Annotated in this window: 18 protein-coding genes and 1 other annotated feature; of the genes, 11 read left to right on the top strand and 7 right to left on the bottom strand. The window is 42.4% G+C overall.

Annotated features, from left to right (window positions below):
* Window positions 1-59: 59 nt before the first annotated feature.
* From EKM80_RS08720 to EKM80_RS08735, 4 genes are all read right to left on the bottom strand, one after another.
* Window positions 60-689: a histidine phosphatase family protein gene (locus EKM80_RS08720; RefSeq protein ID WP_125552734.1), complete on the bottom strand. Its 630-nt coding sequence runs from the start codon at window positions 687-689 to the stop codon at window positions 60-62.
* Between the two features lie 53 nt (window positions 690-742).
* The gene (gene pgtP, locus EKM80_RS08725; RefSeq protein WP_125552735.1) at window positions 743-2,089 is read right to left on the bottom strand and encodes a phosphoglycerate transporter protein PgtP; all 1,347 of its coding nucleotides are present in this window, start codon (window positions 2,087-2,089) and stop codon (window positions 743-745) included.
* A gap of 214 nt (window positions 2,090-2,303) precedes the next feature.
* Window positions 2,304-2,636, bottom strand: coding sequence for a thioredoxin family protein (locus EKM80_RS08730; protein ID WP_125552736.1), 333 nt, complete (start codon window positions 2,634-2,636; stop codon window positions 2,304-2,306).
* Window positions 2,637-2,772: 136 nt separating this feature from the next.
* Complete coding sequence (locus EKM80_RS08735) at window positions 2,773-2,967, bottom strand: hypothetical protein (protein WP_125552737.1); 195 nt, start codon at window positions 2,965-2,967, stop codon at window positions 2,773-2,775.
* A 395-nt stretch (window positions 2,968-3,362) separates the two neighbouring features.
* Here EKM80_RS08735 and EKM80_RS08740 point away from each other — a divergent pair, with 395 nt between their 5' ends.
* Window positions 3,363-4,559 (top strand): acetate/propionate family kinase, encoded by a 1,197-nt coding sequence (locus EKM80_RS08740; RefSeq protein ID WP_125552738.1) that lies wholly within the window; start codon window positions 3,363-3,365, stop codon window positions 4,557-4,559.
* 180 nt (window positions 4,560-4,739) lie between these two features.
* On the opposite strand, the gene EKM80_RS08745 is transcribed toward EKM80_RS08740, so the two are convergent.
* Window positions 4,740-5,459, bottom strand: a complete 720-nt coding sequence (locus EKM80_RS08745) for a zinc ribbon domain-containing protein (protein WP_125552739.1) — start codon at window positions 5,457-5,459, stop codon at window positions 4,740-4,742.
* 114 nt (window positions 5,460-5,573) lie between these two features.
* Window positions 5,574-5,807 (top strand) — a binding site (T-box leader).
* 105 nt (window positions 5,808-5,912) lie between these two features.
* On the opposite strand from EKM80_RS08745, the gene EKM80_RS08750 reads away from it, so the two are divergent.
* The 10 genes from EKM80_RS08750 to sdaAA all read left to right on the top strand — a co-directional run bounded on the left by EKM80_RS08750 (window position 5,913) and on the right by sdaAA (window position 15,795).
* Window positions 5,913-6,731 carry a MetQ/NlpA family ABC transporter substrate-binding protein gene (locus tag EKM80_RS08750; protein ID WP_125552740.1) on the top strand — a complete coding sequence of 273 codons (819 nt, stop codon included), beginning with the start codon at window positions 5,913-5,915 and terminating at the stop codon, window positions 6,729-6,731.
* Window positions 6,732-6,763: 32 nt separating this feature from the next.
* Complete coding sequence (gene msrA, locus EKM80_RS08755; RefSeq protein WP_125552741.1) at window positions 6,764-7,315, top strand: peptide-methionine (S)-S-oxide reductase MsrA; 552 nt, start codon at window positions 6,764-6,766, stop codon at window positions 7,313-7,315.
* Window positions 7,308-8,447, top strand: a complete 1,140-nt coding sequence (locus tag EKM80_RS08760; RefSeq protein WP_125552742.1) for an ArgE/DapE family deacylase — start codon at window positions 7,308-7,310, stop codon at window positions 8,445-8,447. The genes msrA and EKM80_RS08760 overlap by 8 nt, the downstream gene beginning before the upstream one ends.
* Window positions 8,448-8,663: 216 nt before the next feature.
* On the top strand, window positions 8,664-8,993 hold the full coding sequence (locus tag EKM80_RS08765; protein ID WP_225418849.1) for a hypothetical protein: 330 nt from the start codon (window positions 8,664-8,666) through the stop codon (window positions 8,991-8,993).
* Window positions 8,994-9,014: 21 nt separating this feature from the next.
* Entirely contained in the window at window positions 9,015-9,842 is an 828-nt protein-coding gene (locus tag EKM80_RS08770) for a DNA/RNA non-specific endonuclease (RefSeq protein ID WP_125552743.1), read from the top strand.
* A 163-nt stretch (window positions 9,843-10,005) separates the two neighbouring features.
* Window positions 10,006-11,166: a LysM peptidoglycan-binding domain-containing protein gene (locus EKM80_RS08775; protein ID WP_125552744.1), complete on the top strand. Its 1,161-nt coding sequence runs from the start codon at window positions 10,006-10,008 to the stop codon at window positions 11,164-11,166.
* Between the two features lie 388 nt (window positions 11,167-11,554).
* Window positions 11,555-12,826, top strand: a complete 1,272-nt coding sequence (gene serS / locus EKM80_RS08780; RefSeq protein WP_125552745.1) for a serine--tRNA ligase — start codon at window positions 11,555-11,557, stop codon at window positions 12,824-12,826.
* 332 nt (window positions 12,827-13,158) lie between these two features.
* The gene (locus EKM80_RS08785) at window positions 13,159-14,211 is read left to right on the top strand and encodes a PTS sugar transporter subunit IIC (protein ID WP_125552746.1); all 1,053 of its coding nucleotides are present in this window, start codon (window positions 13,159-13,161) and stop codon (window positions 14,209-14,211) included.
* Between the two features lie 24 nt (window positions 14,212-14,235).
* Entirely contained in the window at window positions 14,236-14,889 is a 654-nt protein-coding gene (sdaAB, locus tag EKM80_RS08790; protein ID WP_125552747.1) for an L-serine ammonia-lyase, iron-sulfur-dependent subunit beta, read from the top strand.
* A gap of 12 nt (window positions 14,890-14,901) precedes the next feature.
* Window positions 14,902-15,795 (top strand): L-serine ammonia-lyase, iron-sulfur-dependent, subunit alpha, encoded by an 894-nt coding sequence (gene sdaAA, locus EKM80_RS08795; RefSeq protein WP_125552748.1) that lies wholly within the window; start codon window positions 14,902-14,904, stop codon window positions 15,793-15,795.
* An 89-nt stretch (window positions 15,796-15,884) separates the two neighbouring features.
* Here the strand turns inward: sdaAA and EKM80_RS08800 are convergent, their stop codons facing one another.
* Both EKM80_RS08800 and EKM80_RS08805 read right to left on the bottom strand, forming a co-directional pair.
* Entirely contained in the window at window positions 15,885-16,577 is a 693-nt protein-coding gene (locus EKM80_RS08800; RefSeq protein WP_125552749.1) for a helix-turn-helix transcriptional regulator, read from the bottom strand.
* A gap of 163 nt (window positions 16,578-16,740) precedes the next feature.
* On the bottom strand, window positions 16,741-17,061 hold the full coding sequence (locus EKM80_RS08805; RefSeq protein WP_125552750.1) for a hypothetical protein: 321 nt from the start codon (window positions 17,059-17,061) through the stop codon (window positions 16,741-16,743).
* Window positions 17,062-17,314 lie beyond the last annotated feature (253 nt).

Raw genomic sequence — 17,314 nt, forward strand, 5'->3', positions numbered from 1 at the left:
ACGTGTCTTTATTAAATTAGTTTCAATATAGCTTAGCTCAGCACACCTGTCAAGGTCACCTAGGCAATATTGGTCAGAAAATGAATATCATTCCAACGCGCCAATTCAAGGCTATCGGCTGATTTCCCTTGTAAAACACTAATACTGGTGTTGGCTAATTGTGGCTGAGTCATAATTTCACCCACCGTCGCACCTAGTGCCGAGCGCACCATTAACGTCAACATTGTGCCGTGGCCAACGATCAATAACCGCTGTTGTGGAAAATCACTGACCAATTGTTGTAACAATAACTGGCCCCGCGCAACCACCGACGCGAACGTTTCACCATGGAAACTGCTTGGATCGTAATGTGCTGGATCAACGAAAAAACGGCGCAATGCTGGATCCTGATTACCTTCGTCAATTGAACGACCTTCCCAATCACCGAAATCCATTTCGTGTAGCGGCGCCGCAATTTGTAACGCTGGTGCCGCTAGATTGGGTGCTAGCACTAATTTGGCCGTTGCCTGCGCCCGCTTTTGCGGACTAACAAAGACTTGATCAAACTGAACCTGCTGTAATTCACGGCCAGCAGCTTGCGCACCCGCCACACCAGTTGCCGTTAACGCGGTATCAACGTGTGCCCCGTTAATTTTGTGCTCTTGATTAATAATTGTTTGGCCATGGCGAATGAAATAAAGTTCCGTCATTGATTACGCTCCTTTTTGGAAAATATTTACTTCACCATTATAGAATACAACCACTATTTAGTCACCTGCTGACCACGAACTTTCCAGGTGGTCGCGAACAATATTGCCGCAAAAACTGAGGCAAAGACAATGGTCAAAAAGCCTGTTGCCCAGCCAAAATTGTCGACGATCACACCCATGAACGCATTAGCCATCACTGATCCGAACAGGTAGCCGAATAACCCAGTCAAGCCTGCCGCCGTACCAGCCGCCTTTTTAGGGACTAAATCTAGTGCTTGCAAGCCAATCAACATGACAGGACCATAAATCAAGAACCCAATCATGACTAAAGCAATGTTGATCCAGAATATCGACGTTGCTTGCCAGTAAACAATTGTAAATGCGGTAACCCCTAGCATGAACACGAAGCCAGCAGGTCCGCGCCGACCTTTAAACACTTTATCTGACACCCAACCAGCAAAAAGTGTTCCCGGAATACCAGCAATTTCATATAAGAAATAAGACCAACTGGAAGCACCTAAACTGATATGACGCGCTTCAGTCAGATAAGCTGGTGCCCAATTTTCCACGCCATAGCGAACAAAATAAACAAAGATATTTGCTACTGCGATCACCCAAACCCATTTGTTATTCAACACGTACTTAAACAGAATTTGTTTAGTCGTTAATTCCTTTTCGTAAAGTTCGTGATTCTCGTTAGGATAATCATTACGGTACTCCTCGATTGGTGGTAACCCAACCGATTCTGGTGTATCACGAATGAGCAAAAAGGCCACAATTGCAACGATTATACCGGCAATTGCTGGAATAATGAACGCGCCGTGGTAAGAAGCCATGCCGCTCATATAAACTGCCGCAAAAGCGATCCCCCCAGAAGCTAGCGGCGCCATTAAAGCACCCCCAACATTATGCGCAATATTCCATAGTGCAGTCCGGCCGCCCCGCTCACTTACCGAATACCAATGAACCAAGATCCGCCCAGATGGTGGCCAACCCATCCCTTCAAACCAACCAACTAAGAATAGCAAAATAAACATTGCCGTTACTGATGACGTCAACACGGGAATAAACCCAAAAGCCAAGTTAACTAACGCCGTCAGCAATAAGCCTAATGGTAAAAAAATACGTGCGTTACTCTGATCAGATACAATGCCCATTACAAATTTACTGATACCATAAGCAATCGAAACGGCCGAGAAGACAAACCCCAGTTGTGTTTTAGTAAAACCCTCATCCATCAATTGCGGAATAGCCAATGAAAAATTATTACGTAACAAATAATAGCCTGCATAACCCACAAATATCCCAATAAATACCTGTAATCGTAACTTCTTGTACTCTGCATCGACTTTTTTGGCTGGTACTTTTTCCGATGCAATATGCGGTTTCAAAAAGCTCATACTGAACACCTCCCATTTTTTAAAGCGCTTTCATTACAGTATCGATAGAATAGCATCAACTAACTAGAAACGCAATTAATTTTGCTTAAATGATAAGATATACCAATATTATTAAAACAGTTATTATGGTTGGTTCATAAGTGCAAATGAAAATAGACCAAAAATGAGTTTATCACTTTTGATCTATTTCATATTGGGTCACTTAAAATTGTAATTATCCAGCAACAACTGGCAATTCGTCGATAAATTGCTCAACTTGTTGTTTCGTTTTACGATCTTTATTAACATAACGGCCAATTTCTTCACCGTCTTGATAAGCGATGAAGCTAGGAATACCGAATATGTTTAATTCAGCAGCTAAATCTATATTTTCATCACGATCAACACTTAAGAAAGTGAAGTCCTTATATTCAGATTCAATTGCTGGCATTGCTGGCTTGATAAAGGTACAATCTGGGCACCAGCCAGCCGTAAAGAACAACATATACTTACCATTCTTAATTTTTTCAAGTAGTTCAGCTTTCGTTACTTTAGGTAATGTTTCCATGATCGATTACTCCTTTGTGGTCAGGTTGACTAACTGTCTATTATTCTACTCATTTTTAGTTAAAAAGCAATTTACTGACTTTTAATAAGCAAATTAATTCTGATTAAGCTATGCAAAACTTAGCAAACTAAGTTAATCATTGCAGTATACGAACGTACGTCCCGTTTAAATTAGCGACTAGATAATCATGAAAAGCTTGATCATCCTGCGCACTAGCAATAATATTACGCTCGATCAATTTGCCATTATGATTCCATAGTACCTTACACATGCTGATCGCCCAAATCTCGTGTAACTGATTGACTGTGCGGCTAACCGAATACCGTTTCACCCCGTAGCAAGCTCCCAACTGACCCTGAGTTTGATAACAGATCAGCAATACTTTTTCACTATGATAAATGAAACGGTTAATGGCGACGTAAGCGGCTAAGCCCTTAAAAATAATTCTGCTGCGTCCCTAATTTGGATAACTGATTATTGACGCCTTAGTAGTATGTGTCTTAGTGAAAAATGATCACAACACTAATTGATCAAGTTAAAGCTCACAATTAACAGCGAAAATGAGCCAGCTTAACGATTAGTGATCGTGTAAATTCAAGCTACAAAAAAAGCCCGCAAATTAGGGCAAATTATAATAGCTTTCAGTTCATTTTCTCATTAATATAGTTTATGATAACTATAAGTAAATATTACGATAATAGTTCACTACTCACCCAGGAGGTTACTATGCAAAAAATTCTAACCATCAACGCCGGTAGTTCATCCCTAAAATGGAACTTATTTGCCCTACCAATGGAAACGAGCCTCGCCCACGGCTTAGTTGAACGCTTAAATGAGCCAGTGGCCACCTTTAAACTAGTCACCAGCGGCCAAAAATACAGCCAACCAGTCAACACGCTAACCGCCACCACCGCCGTTGATTTGGTGCTGGATAAATTGGAAGAATTGGCAATTATCCACGCGCGCACCGAAATTAGCGTTGTCGGCCACCGCATTGTCGCTGGGGGTACCGCTTTTAAACACCCAACCTTAGTCACACCAGCCGTGCTAGCACAAATTATTGACCTAAGCGACTACGCCCCGTTACACAATCCAGCCGAAGCGCACTACATCAAATTATTTATGGCTGCTTTACCGCATGCTCAACAAATGGCGGTTTTCGACAGTCAATTTTTCACGCAACTGCCTGAAATCAACGCCATTTACAGCATTCCTTACGACTACACGAAGCAATATAATATTCGGCGTTATGGTGAACACGGCATTAGCCATGATTATCTCGCTAAACGTAGTGCTGACTTGTTGCGCAAGCCACTTACGCAACTTAAACTAATCACACTCCATCTGGGCAGTGGTGCATCGATCACCGCCATTAAAAACGGTCGGCCGTATGATACCTCAATGGGCTTCACACCATTGACGGGCGTCACGATGAGTACCCGTGCCGGCGATGTCGATCCTGCCTTGGTTCCTTTCCTAGCCAAAAAACTAAACTTACCTGCTGACGAAGTCGTAACTGATATATTAAATCGCCAATCAGGCTTACTCGGTATCTCCGGCCTTTCCATGGATATGCGTGACCTTATGGCCGCCGAGCAAGAGAATCCACGCGCTAAGTTAGCCATTGATATATTTATTAATCGCATCGTTAAATATATTGGCAGTTATTACGTCGAACTTGGCGGCCTCGATGCCTTAGTATTTTCAGGTGGTATTGGTGAAAACGACACTGACATTCGTGCACGAATTGCGCATGGCGTTCAAGCACTAGGAATCAATCTAGACGCAAAACGTAATCAAGCTAACAACGAAGGACCAATCAGCCCAGAAAATGCAGCTATCACAGCATTGTTAGTACCGACTAATGAAGAATTAGCCATTGTTCGCCAAGTTGTTCAAGCGCTCAATGTTACACAAAGATGACATTTTCCAAAATAGCTAGTCTTTCAAATTCGGATATGTTACTATGAAATTGGCAACGAAGCCAGCTTTGAGTGGTCAACTATGACCTAAGTAAACGGTATTATTCAATTGTGACATATCCTTTAATTAGCTATTGTATAAACATAAAAAAACGTCAGTCCCCTAGGGGGCTGACGTTTTTTATTTAGGTGGTGGTAATTGGCGTTGGCGCGGCGTAAAAACACGCCGCAATAGTCTGGTTAGCCAACTACGCTGCCGAGGCCGGGGCGCGATTGCCGCACTGGCCGCCGCAGAAGCCGCACTAGTGGCGACACTATCAGCCAATTGCCGCAACGCCGCTTGATCACTTTGTAACTGCGCTAACATCTGATTGACCACTGCTTGGTTACTTTGTACTTGAGCAACCAAAACCGCTAAACTGGCAGTGTTAGCCGCAGCGGCGCTACTAGCACGCTGATCAACTTGTGCCTGATTAAATGGTGGCGTTGCTTCACTTTCTACCACCACTTCAGCACTTGAGTGGACCACTGGTTGTGTGGCTGCAGCAGCTTGACGTACCGCAACTGCTGGCGCTGATGATTGCGGTGCAGCTACCGAGGCGACATCAAATTCAATGACGTCACTGGCCAACAATTGACGCGCTGACTTGGCCACAGGAACCGGCTGACTACCAAAATCGATCGTACCAAAATTGGCACTGGCGGCTGCGCTAGGTGCAGCCGAACTAAGTGGCGGTTGCGTGATCCCATTTGCTTTGCGGTAAGCCACAAGATCATAGCCGCAATTAGGACAAGTCCCTTCCTGTAAGGTAACTGGCAGACCACAACTAGGACAAATAAACTCACCAACACCGAGACTACCAAAGTCTAACGCCCGCATTTTCTTCGCAATTTTTTTCACCGCATATCCCCACCATAACCAGTTTTATTATTGTTTTAACCATAGCACGAAACAGGTGTGGCGACAATCAGGCTTGACTTATTTTTATCACACGCTAGAATATAAGGTAATCTTAAAAACGCATTGAAGAGGAAAGTACAAGATGGCGCGTGTTCAGAGAGCATCGGTTAGCTGTAAAGATGCCGCGACAAAATCAAGGAAAATGGCCTCAGAGCGGGTCGCGCAAACTGAGCGTGACAACGGTTAGCTGCCTGTTAGCGCAGCGCATTTTTGCAGTGATGCAGAAATGGCTAAGTGGCAATTTCTAGAATTGCAATTAAGGTGGTACCGCGCTCAAGCGTCCTTTTTTCGTGAACAACGAAGAAGGACGCTTTTTTGTTGTTCACAAACCGGGCCAAGATTAACTGTTCAAAAAGGAGCTTGCACAAACACACAACTTGGGGGAATTCAACTATGAAAAAATTAAAATATTGGTTACTCGCACTAGCAGCGTTACTATTTTTCAGTGGGATCAGCACCACCACCCACGCCGCAACAACGGTTAAGGTCGGCGTCACCAGCGCCAAACACGAAGAATGGGACGCCGTCAAAAAGAAGTTAGCGAAAAAAGGCATCAACATCAAGATCATCACTTTTACCGACTACGTTCAACCGAACAACGCCTTAGCTGAAGGCTCCTTAGACTTAAACGCTTTTCAAACGAATATTTATTTGAAGGCCTATAATAAGGAGCATCACACTAACTTAGTTCCGATCGCTAAGACAGTCATCGCCCCACTCGGCCTGTACTCGAATAAAATCACCAAGCTTTCCCAGATCAAAAATGGCGCTACCATTGCGATTCCAAATGATCCTTCCAATGACGGCCGCGCATTACTTCTTTTACAAGCTGCCGGCTTAATCAAAGTTGATGCTAAAAAAGGTCAATATCCAACGACCAAAGATATCACCGCCAACAAGAAGAACTTGAAAATCAAAGAACTCGATGCCAACCAAACTGCACGGGCCTTAAAGGACGTTGATGCTTCAATCATTAATTCCGGTATGGCGGTTGATGCCGGGCTGAATCCTAAGAAAGACGCTGTTTATTTGGAAAAGGTCAATAAAAAAGCTGAACCTTATATCAACGTTATCGCTGCACAAAAAAAGAACCAAAACAAAGCGATCTACAAAAAAGTGATTAAAGCCTTCCAATCTGAAGACATCGCTAAAGTTATCTCTAAGTCATCTAAAGGTGCTTCAATTCCAGTTTGGAACAAAACACTGAAGTGAAATCTAAACTAATAATAGGAGCTGTTGAAAATATGAGTCAAACTAAAACTGCAATTTTTGCTGGTGGTTGTTTCTGGTGCATGGTACGTCCATTTGATGAAACACCGGGTATTGTTAATGTTGTTTCTGGTTATACCGGCGGCCATGTCGCTAATCCAACCTATCAGCAAGTTAAGTCCCACACAACTGGCCACACAGAGTCTGTGGCTATCACCTATGATCCAGCAGTGATCACCTATCAACAGCTACTTGATATTTACTGGCAACAAACCGATCCAACTGACGCCATGGGTCAATTCCAAGATCGCGGTGATAATTATCGGCCAGTTATCTTCGTCCAAAATGAAACGGAACGTAAATTAGCTGAAGCCTCACGCCAACAATTAGCCGCTAGCAACCGTTTTGACGCACCAATCGTGACTAAGATTGAGGATGTACAGCCTTTCTACCCAGCGGAACCAGAACACCAAGACTTTTACAAGCGCCACCCAGAGCGCTTTGCGGAAGAAATTGCTGGTCGCGAAGAATTTACGGCAAAGTATTGGCAACAAAAGAATCAAGAAGAGGCGAAAGTTCGTGAATGAAGCAACATTAGTTAAATTAACCCAAGATTTGATCCGGCTTGATACTGTTAATGATCACGAAGAAACTGTTAGTGATTATTTAGCCAACTTATTCAGCGCCAATGGCATCACCGCAAAAAAACTGACCTATACGCCTGGACGGACTAGCTTAATTGCCGAAATTGGCGATCCTACTAGTAAAAACGTCTTGGTTTTCTCCGGTCATCAAGACACCGTAGCCACCGGTGATACTGCTGATTGGCCGTATGCCGGTCCCTTCTCTGGCGAACTGCATGCTGGCCGCATTTATGGTCGTGGTGCCGCTGATATGAAAAGTGGCCTCGCCGCGATGGCCGCAACGCTGATTGCTTTGAAGGATGCGCCACTAAAAGGTCGCCTACGCTTTGTGGCCACGGTTGGTGAAGAATTTGGTGCTCACGGTGCGCGTGAACTGACAGAACAAGGCTATGCTGACGATTTTGGCGGCTTAGTCATCGGTGAACCCACTGGTGAACAGCTTATTTTTGCTCATAGTGGCTCGATCGATTATACAGTTACTTCAATCGGTAAGGCAGCGCATAGTTCATTACCGGAAACTGGTATCAATGCGATCACTAACTTGGTCAAGTTCATTACCGCCGAAGCGCACGCCTTCGATGACGTCGCACCGCATCCGGCACTAGGTGACTTTGTCCATAGCGTCACCGTGATCAAAGGTGGCACGCAGGTCAACAACATCCCCGGCTACGCTCAATTGGCCGGTAACATGCGCCCAATTCCCAGCTTCAATAATGAACAAGCTATCGGCCGTTTGCAGGCGATCATCGACAAATTAAATCAGCAACCTGACGTTAATTTACAATTAAAAGTTGATTTCAGCTTTGTACCTGTTTTAACCGCCACAGATGATCCTTTTGTCGCCGCCTTACAAGCTAGTGCTAAACAAGTAACCGATAAAAACTTACCAGAAACTGTGATCCACGGTGCGACTGATGCCTCTGAATTCACCAAATCTGCGCACAAATTTCCCGTGATCATTTTCGGCCCTGGCGATTGGTCGGCTGCCCATCAAGCCAACGAATCTGTTAGTGTCGCCAAAATCGTCAGCGCGCAAAAAATCTATCAAGCATTAGCGTTGCGCCAATTAAGTTAGGCACAAGCTCACCATAACATAGTTGCACTAGAAAGAGAACTAATGTTTGCATTTGAAATTGTGTCACTGATTTACAGAACAAAACGCAAACACGCTTGCGCTATGACTTTTAGCGTCAGCGAATTTAGTCGCCAAATTGGCGGCTTTTTTTTTCGTTTAGTTCATGCTAAAATAGGAACAACCGTTCGACTATTTTTTTAACAGCGAGGGATGTCTATGCGGATCACAGATTTTTTAGCCATGATTGCCGACCTAAATCGTAACGCATTAGTTTTGTATGAATTCGGTGCTAATCGTCATGGTAAGCGAACTGAAGAAGTCGACCACGTTCAGTACATCAAATTAAGCGGCTTACACACGGTAGACGCACCCCAGAAACAGCTGATGCTAGAAACTGCGGCCCAGCGCCAAACTTTGCGTTTGTGGGAACTATCCGCCTTATTGCGCCAGCATCAATTACGCCGCTATATGTATGTCGAATATCAGGGCCAGAAGCACGCTTTATTTGGCTTTCGCGTTGAAAAAAATTTAGTCCTACTGGGATAATGATGCAGGGAGAATTTTGGCATGAAGAGACGAAAGAGAAGACGCACCAGATCACTGTTAGTTTTAGCAGTGATTTTGATTGGCGGTTGGTTAGGCTTAAAACCTAGTCAATCGCAAAATTTGTGGCAAACGGCGCAGAACTTGTTGCCAACAACCACGCAAAGTTCCTCAAGCACCACTAGTAGCGACCAACCTAGCGCCAGCACGACCGAATTGGCAAATCTCAACTATCAATCTGGTGCCACAGCAGTAGTGGCCGTCAATCATAACAAGTCAACGCTGACACCCAGCAGTTGGAAAACCAATCATGCTGTTTACGCCAATTTAGATAAATTAAATCGCACTAGCACGGCTAATACCGCCTATTTGGAGCAGCGTAATGTGGCCGACGATTCACTGCGAGTCAGTCAAACCGTACAACCCACCGGCTGGCACCAAAAGTTTTCCAACCGAACTGCGATCCTCAATCGTGGTCATCTAGTCGCCTATTCTATTTCTAAGGGTATCAGCGCTAGCGGCAATTACGATCCCAGTTTGCAAAGTGGCGATCAAAATAATTTGAAAAATTTATTCACGCAAACAGCGTTTAGCAATCAACGACTACAAACCGTTTACGAAACTAAAATTCGCACCGCTTTGCGCGATGGCAAAAAAATCATTTACCAACCCCACGCAATTTTTCGTGGTAACGAATTAATGCCTCGCGGTGTCCAATTGCAAGCCATCAGTACTGATGGTAGCTTAAATTTTAATGTCTATATTTATAATGTTCAGCCAGGGTTCACTTTTAATTATAGTGACGGCACTAGCCAAACTAGCAGCATGCAAGTTCCTGATACCACGATTTAACGTCTGTTAATCCCATAACAGGCGTTTTGTTATCTTTACGTAATGTTAATGTCATACAACTAGCATATTGTAATATTCCTGTTACGTTAGCTACACATTTTCGTGCTAAAGTTAGACTATTAATATAACGAAAACGTTCACTTAATTTTGGGAGGATTTCCGCATGCAAAAAAAGAACGCACTATTAATTAGTGCTACAACTTTACTTAGCGTTATCGGTGTCACCGCTGTGGCTACTAAAGCCGACGCCGCAACAGTCACCGTTAAAGCCAACGATACCGTTTGGGACTTTTCCCAACAATACGGGGTCACCGTTGATCAAATTAAAACCGCTAATAAGTTAAGCGGCGATAATCCAATTATTTTGATTGGCCAAAAATTAGATATTCCGACAGAAAATACAAACAATACTACTTACAGCGCAGCGGCGCAATCAGTACAACCTGATTGGAATAGCCAATTAACTGCGCAGTCTGCTGCTACGGCCTCAGCTAACGCAGCTAGCCAAGCAGCTGCTCAAGCCGCAACTGACGCTGCTAATGCAGCCTTAACACAGGCCACTAGCGCAGCCGCACAATCGGCTGCTACCGCTTCAGCCAATGCAGCTTTGCAGGCAGCCACTGAATCTGCCAACGCGGCCGCAGCACAAGCGGCTAGTGCAACCGCACAATCTGCTGCTACTGCTTCAGCTAACGCAGCTTTACAGGCAGCTACTGAATCTGCCAATACGGCTTCAGCACAAGTTGCTAGTGCAACCGCACAATCTGCCGCTACCGCTTCAGCTAACGCAGCTAGTCAAGCAGCAACACAGGCAGCTAACGAAGCAGCCGCACAGTCCGCAGCAGCAGTTAGTGCCGCAGCGCAATCCGCTGCCACGGCCTCGGCCAACCAAGCAGCGGCTGAATCCGCAACTGCTGCTAGCCAGGCAGCTTTAATTGCCTCAACACAAGCAGCTAGCCAAGCGGCACAATCCGCGGCGATTGCTTCGAATCAAGCTGCTAATCAAGCAACAGCATCAACTGCTGCTGCAACAACACAAGCAACAACGACTAGCAGCAGTACAACTAGTAGCTCAACGACCAGCGCTGATAGTAACTATACCTTTACTTACTACAACGCAACACCAGAGCAAGGCTGGGGCGACGCTAGCACTACTGCTGACGGCACCAGCACTGCAACTGGCCGTGACGCTGATGGTTATTTGATTGCTGCTGCAGGTAGCAACATCGCCTTCGGTACACATATCCAAACGCCTTATGGTGAAGCTGTCGTTCATGATCGTGGCGGCGCCGTTTCTGGCAACCATATTGATGTTTTGCAATAGGATTACAAAAATCGCCTAACCGGTGATTTTTTTTGATAAAATAATTATCTAGCTAAGATTTAACTATTATTTAGATAATTTTTTATTGACAGACGAATATAAGGTTGTTATAGTAGGACTGTAAACAAAAGAAAACGCAATCATAGCAACTAGTAACTATCACTAATAATTCAGAGAATTAGCAGTTGGTGCAAGCTAATACATTATTGATAGCGAATCCATTGCTTAGCTTGACCTTTGAAAAGGTCACGGTGAGACGATAAACTCAGAGTATTGCTGTTTAACAGCATAAATACGGGTGGTACCACGTGATCAACGTCCCATAATCTTCTTTTTGAGGATTATGGGATTTTTTTATAAATTTATTTTTTAGAAAGAGGTCTTTATTATGTTAAATCCAAAATTAGTTCGCACTCATCCCGCTGAAGTTAAAGCTAAATTAGAAACTCGCGGCGTCGACCCTAGCGAAATCGATGAATATATCACACTTGATCAACAAAATCGTGATGCCATTACTAAAGCAGAAAATATAAAAAAAGAAAAAAATAAAGTCACAGAAGAAATCAAAGCTGCCGATCCAAAATCTGATGCTGGTCAGGCACTAATTGCGAAAGTTAAACAGTTTAACGACGACATTCGTAGCATTGAAGAAAGTCAAAAAGAAGTCGCTGAGCGCTTACACTACATTGCAGTACGTTTGCCTAATTTACCTGCTGATGATATTCCAATTGGCCCCGATGAAGCCAGTGACGTTGAAGTTCGTAAATGGGGAAAACTTCCCGAATTCGATTTCGAACCTAAAGCCCATTGGGAAATCGGCGAAAATTTAGATATTTTAGATTTTGACCGGGCTGCTAAGGTTTCTGGTGCACGTTTTGTTTACTACAAAAATGCTGGTGCGCAACTAGAACGAGCTGTCTATAACTTCATGCTTGATCTACATACCCGTGAACAGGGTTACCAAGAAATCATCCCACCTTATCTAGTCACCGGCAAAACAATGTTTGGTACTGGTCAATTTCCTAAGTTTAAGGAAGACGTTTATACAGTCGAATCTACAGGTATGACCTTGATTCCAACTGCTGAAGTTCCCTTAACCAACTACTATGCTAACGAAATCTTAAATGAAGCAGATCTGCCAATTCACTTCACTGCCCTTACACCATGTTTTCGTTCTGAAGCTGGTAGTGCCGGTCGTGATACCCGTGGATTAATTCGTATGCATCAATTTCATAAAGTTGAAATGGTCAAATTCAGTAAACCAGAAGATTCTTATGCTGAGCTAGAAACCTTAACCCAAAACGCCGCTGAGGTTCTAGAAAAACTTGGCTTAGCTTACCACGTGATCACCCTCTCAACTGGTGATACTGGCTTCTCTTCTGCTAAAACTTATGACGTTGAAGTTTGGATGCCCGAGCAAAAAATCTATCGTGAAATCAGTTCATGCTCTAATTGTCTTGATTTCCAAGCTCGGCGTGCAATGATTCGTTATCGCAAAGAAGACGGTAGCGTAGAATATGTTCACACATTAAATGGTTCTGGCTTAGCCGTTGGTCGTACAGTTGCTGCGATTTTGGAAAATTATCAACAAGCCGATGGAAGTGTAAAAGTGCCTGAAGCTTTGCAGCCTTATCTACATGGTCAAAAGATAATAAAATAAATTTATCATGAGTAAAATTTATTATTTAGATATTTTTTAATCACTGATGATACTTTTTTGAATCCCTACTTTTAGCAATATATATATGAGATGATAGCTGTTTTCTGAATATTCAGGAAATGGCTATCATCTTTTTTTAATTTTAACTGTTTTTTTTCATAATAATATCATTCTATTATCATGAATCATTTCTATCTGTGTGATAATCTTTTCTCGTAAGCATGAAAGGGCTACCAAAAGTCTTTTCGTGACTGATTTCACATTGGCCGGCCCTACTGATTTCAGTCATCATTCTAATTTTACTCACTCATTTATAAATTGGAGGACTTCTCATGGAAATCATTCTAGGCGTGCTGGTGCTACTAGCCGTTATCGCAATTATGACCTTATTTACTTTTAAAGCCCCTAATGGTAAGAAAGCTGTTGGCGCTTTGTCTGGCGCTGCCTGCGCGACTTTTTTACCACAAGCATTTCTAAGTTATGCAATTGGTGGTGTTTTTCACATTGAATTTATCAAACAAATCGGTGACACTATGGGCTCGCTTGGTGGTTTGGCTGCTGGAGCGCTAGTACCTTTATCTTTTGGCATCAGTCCAGTATTTGCAATTTTATTGGGTGTCTCCCTACTCAAGGTTAAATTATTACCAGCCTTCATTGCCGCCTACGTTATCTCCTTCTTAATTAAAGAAATACAAAAACGTGTAACTGATGGCCTTGATTTAATTGTTGTTGTTCTGGCTGGTCCGATTCTCGTTAATTTAATTGCGACAATGATTTCTCCAGTTGTTCTGATGATTCTTCACCTAATTGGTGACACAATCACTACCGCTACCCAGGGTAATCCATATGTAATGGGTGCAGTACTAGGTGCGATTATTCCTTTGGTCGGTATGACGCCACTTTCTTCAATGGTTTTGACCAGTTTGATTGGTTTAGTTGGTGTTCCAATGGCAATCGGCGCGCTTGGTTGTACTGGTAATTCATTCCTTAACTTCAGTTTATTCAGAAAAATGAAATTTGGTAATGATTCTACCACTTTAGCTGTTGCTATTGAACCACTAACGCAGATTGATATCATTGCTGCTAATCCAGTACCGATATTTGCCACTAACGCAGTTGCTGGCGCCATTAATGGTATCATCGTCACCTCCTTTGGCTTAGTGATCAACGTCACTGGGATGGCAACACCTTGGGCAGGTTTAATTGTTGCGCTAGGTATGAATTCTATTGTTAAGACTCTGATTGCAGTTGGTTTGATTTTAGTTAATAGTACAATTTGGGCTTACGTCGGCGCTTATGTCTTCAAAAACTTCAAAATTCATACAGTCTCTGAAATTCGGGCTGATGACAATATTGAAGAAGTTCCGGCACACGCAAATGCTTAATTTATAGAAATGGAGCGGATTAAAATGGCAGTTAATTACAAAAGTGTTTTTGATATCATCGGTCCAGTTATGATTGGTCCTTCAAGTTCACATACAGCTGGAGCAGTGGCAATTGGTCGAGCAGCAAATCGGATCTTCCACGATAAACCAACTAATGTCATTATCCATTACTATGAATCTTTTGCCGAAACGCACAAGGGTCACGGCACTGATTATGCGATTATCAGTGGTATTCTCGGCTTTGAACCCGATGATAGCCGAGTTCCCAACGCTATCCCAATTGCAGAAAAGCAAGGCATCAAGGTTACCTTTATTGAAGAAAGCGAAGACAGTCCAATCGGTCATCCCAACACTGCAATTATTGAATTGAGTAACGAACAACGTAAAGTGATTGTTTCTGGATGTTCTATTGGTGGTGGTACCATTGAAATTCGTGAAATCAAAATGGATGGTTTTGACATTAAGCCAAAAGGTCCATTACCTATTTTATTGATGCAAGGTCATGATGATGACCATCGCTCTGTCAGTGCTAAGTTAGCCACGGTTACTAGCGTCAACGACGAAGCAACCTACCACACAGCCGATCGCACACTCTATGAATATGATCTAGAGAATCGCTTGAAGAATCATGATTTAGACGATTTAGCTAAGAAACATTCACAACTTGTTTACCTATAGGGAGGTCATCTCATGTATATGAGTATTAAAGAACTTGTAGCAGCATCAACAACTACTGACACACCAGTTTCTGAACTTATGATTCAGCAAGAAATGTCTAAGACTAGCTCCAGTCGTGAAGAAGTCTGGTCAGCAATGGAACGTAATTTAGATGTTATGGAAGCAGCAGTTAAACGTGGTGTTGAGGGTGATGGCGTATTTTCAACCACTGGTTTAACTGGTGGCGAAGCCGTTTTACTTAAAAAATACCGTGAACAAGGTCATACGTTATCTGGCGATATCATGATGGAAGCTGTTCAAAACGCAATTTCAACAAATGAAGTTAATGCTTCGATGGGCGTTGTCTGTGCAACACCAACTGCTGGCTCTACTGGAACCTTGCCTGGTGTATTGTTCGTTATCAAGGATCGTCTAAACCTCGATCATGAACAAATGGTCCGCTTCCTCTTCACAGCTGGTGCCTATGGTATGGTTATTGCCAATAACGCTGGTATTGCTGGTGCTACTGGTGGTTGCCAAGCTGAAGTTGGCAGTGCCTCTGCCATGGGTGCCGCAGCAGCTGTAGAAGCTGCTGGTGGAACCGCTGAGCAGAGTTCTGAAGCTTTAGCCATGGCCATTAGTAACTTACTTGGCTTAGTCTGTGATCCAGTCGCTGGATTAGTTGAATTACCCTGTGTTAAGCGTAACGCAATTGGTGCTGGTAACGCGCTAATATCTGCTGATATGGCACTCGCTGGCTTAACCAATAAAATTCCAGCTGACGAAGTCATTGAAGCAATGGATAAAGTTGGTAAAGGGTTACCAAAAGCATTACGTGAAACTGGTTTAGGTGGTTTAGCAGCAACACCAACTGGTATTCAAATGAAAATGCGTATTTTTGGCAACACTGTTAAAGTCGGTGAATGATTTACAGGTTTCTACTGACCTATAGTAAAATGACGATCTTATCTTAATAAACAGATAAGACCGCCATTTTAGAACTAAGATTAGCTGATTTAAACGGCTTCATCTTTTACCATTTGTAGATACCGGTAAATACTGGGTTCTGATACCTTAATTACCTTAGCGATGCTACTCACAGCATCTTTCAGTAAAAAATAACCTTGTTTTTGAAGTCGTCGAATAATTTCTAATTTATCATCCCGCTTTAAGTAATCAACTGAAACACCACGTTCCTTACAAACTTTTTCAGCTTCTGAAGTCGCTAAATCATGGATTGAACTCGTTAAATGTTCTGGTTCAATTACGTCATTAACTACAGCCTTTTTAGGTGCATTAGGTTTGAGATGGTTATAGCCATCAATCACTTTAGTAACCGCCTTTTGTAACTCATCTAGTTGACCATTATCAGTATTGATACAGATCATTGCTACAATTTCGCCCTCATAACGAATGAAATAAGTGGAAGAGCAGAGCTTATGATGGTTATGAATAACACCTTCATAATTAGCCAAGAAATCACGCTGTTCAATTTTACCTGCTTGTACCGTGCGTAGCGCTAAATCAGTTGCCGGATCGCCAACTTTACGGTGTGAAATATCTGCATTTCGAATCGCAACGACGGAATGATCTAGATCAGTAAGATCGTTTAATAGTACTTCACTGTTTTCACCAAGTATTTCTGCCAGGAAATCAATCATTGGAACAAACTGTTGAATGTACTCATGAATTAGTTGTTGTTCTACCATAAATTTAACACCCTCTATTTCATAATTGATAATTTTACTACATGATAACAAATATACATCTTAATAATAGCGCTTTCTAGACTAATTTGATAATATTTTCACTTTTTAAAATGAAGCTTGTTTTTAATTCCACAAAAATAAGGCCAATCATTAACGATTGGCCTTATTTGCTATTCTTTTCTGTTTGTAATGTGTATTTATGTTCAGCTTCTGGAGTTGCTGGTTGTGTGCTGTGCTGACCAAATTCATAGATAAAATAGAGCCAGTAACCAACTGCCCATTGTGAACCGATAAAGAGAAGCGCCTCTGCCTGCCAACCAGCTACGATAATCGTCAAGGTAGTGAATAGAATGCTGTAAGCAATCGGTAAAACACAAGCCATTCTGACTGAACTACGTCGCACCCCTAATTGATATTGCAAGAACACGACTAATCCAACCACTAAAAGTAACGCGATTACCGGTATATAATCATTAACTGCCATTCTATCCACCTCCTATATTCTGTTATCCGCATTATAGCATAACTTTACAGAATATAGAATTTTTTCACATCATTATCTCATTTATAAAAAATTCATGTAAAAGCTATTAAAACAGCACTTAAACGATATATAATAAAAAATTATTTAGATAAATAATTATAAAAATGAGCTATATCCCCGCTTAGATTAGAATAGTTGTAATTAAATGATAAATAAATATCTATTTAATAAAATTTTATCTAAAACCCACTTC

The organism is Loigolactobacillus jiayinensis (assembly GCF_003946445.1).
Taxonomy (GTDB): domain Bacteria; phylum Bacillota; class Bacilli; order Lactobacillales; family Lactobacillaceae; genus Loigolactobacillus; species Loigolactobacillus jiayinensis.

Coding starts and splice junctions, on each gene's coding strand:
- EKM80_RS08720 (WP_125552734.1), bottom strand. CDS start 689: ATGACGGAACTTTATTTCATTCGCCATGGCCAAACAATTATTAATCAA.
- pgtP (WP_125552735.1), bottom strand. CDS start 2,089: ATGAGCTTTTTGAAACCGCATATTGCATCGGAAAAAGTACCAGCCAAA.
- EKM80_RS08730 (WP_125552736.1), bottom strand. CDS start 2,636: ATGGAAACATTACCTAAAGTAACGAAAGCTGAACTACTTGAAAAAATT.
- EKM80_RS08740 (WP_125552738.1), top strand. CDS start 3,363: ATGCAAAAAATTCTAACCATCAACGCCGGTAGTTCATCCCTAAAATGG.
- EKM80_RS08750 (WP_125552740.1), top strand. CDS start 5,913: ATGAAAAAATTAAAATATTGGTTACTCGCACTAGCAGCGTTACTATTT.
- msrA (WP_125552741.1), top strand. CDS start 6,764: ATGAGTCAAACTAAAACTGCAATTTTTGCTGGTGGTTGTTTCTGGTGC.
- EKM80_RS08765 (WP_225418849.1), top strand. CDS start 8,664: ATGCGGATCACAGATTTTTTAGCCATGATTGCCGACCTAAATCGTAAC.
- EKM80_RS08770 (WP_125552743.1), top strand. CDS start 9,015: ATGAAGAGACGAAAGAGAAGACGCACCAGATCACTGTTAGTTTTAGCA.
- EKM80_RS08775 (WP_125552744.1), top strand. CDS start 10,006: ATGCAAAAAAAGAACGCACTATTAATTAGTGCTACAACTTTACTTAGC.
- serS (WP_125552745.1), top strand. CDS start 11,555: ATGTTAAATCCAAAATTAGTTCGCACTCATCCCGCTGAAGTTAAAGCT.
- EKM80_RS08785 (WP_125552746.1), top strand. CDS start 13,159: ATGGAAATCATTCTAGGCGTGCTGGTGCTACTAGCCGTTATCGCAATT.
- sdaAB (WP_125552747.1), top strand. CDS start 14,236: ATGGCAGTTAATTACAAAAGTGTTTTTGATATCATCGGTCCAGTTATG.
- sdaAA (WP_125552748.1), top strand. CDS start 14,902: ATGTATATGAGTATTAAAGAACTTGTAGCAGCATCAACAACTACTGAC.
- EKM80_RS08800 (WP_125552749.1), bottom strand. CDS start 16,577: ATGGTAGAACAACAACTAATTCATGAGTACATTCAACAGTTTGTTCCA.
- EKM80_RS08805 (WP_125552750.1), bottom strand. CDS start 17,061: ATGGCAGTTAATGATTATATACCGGTAATCGCGTTACTTTTAGTGGTT.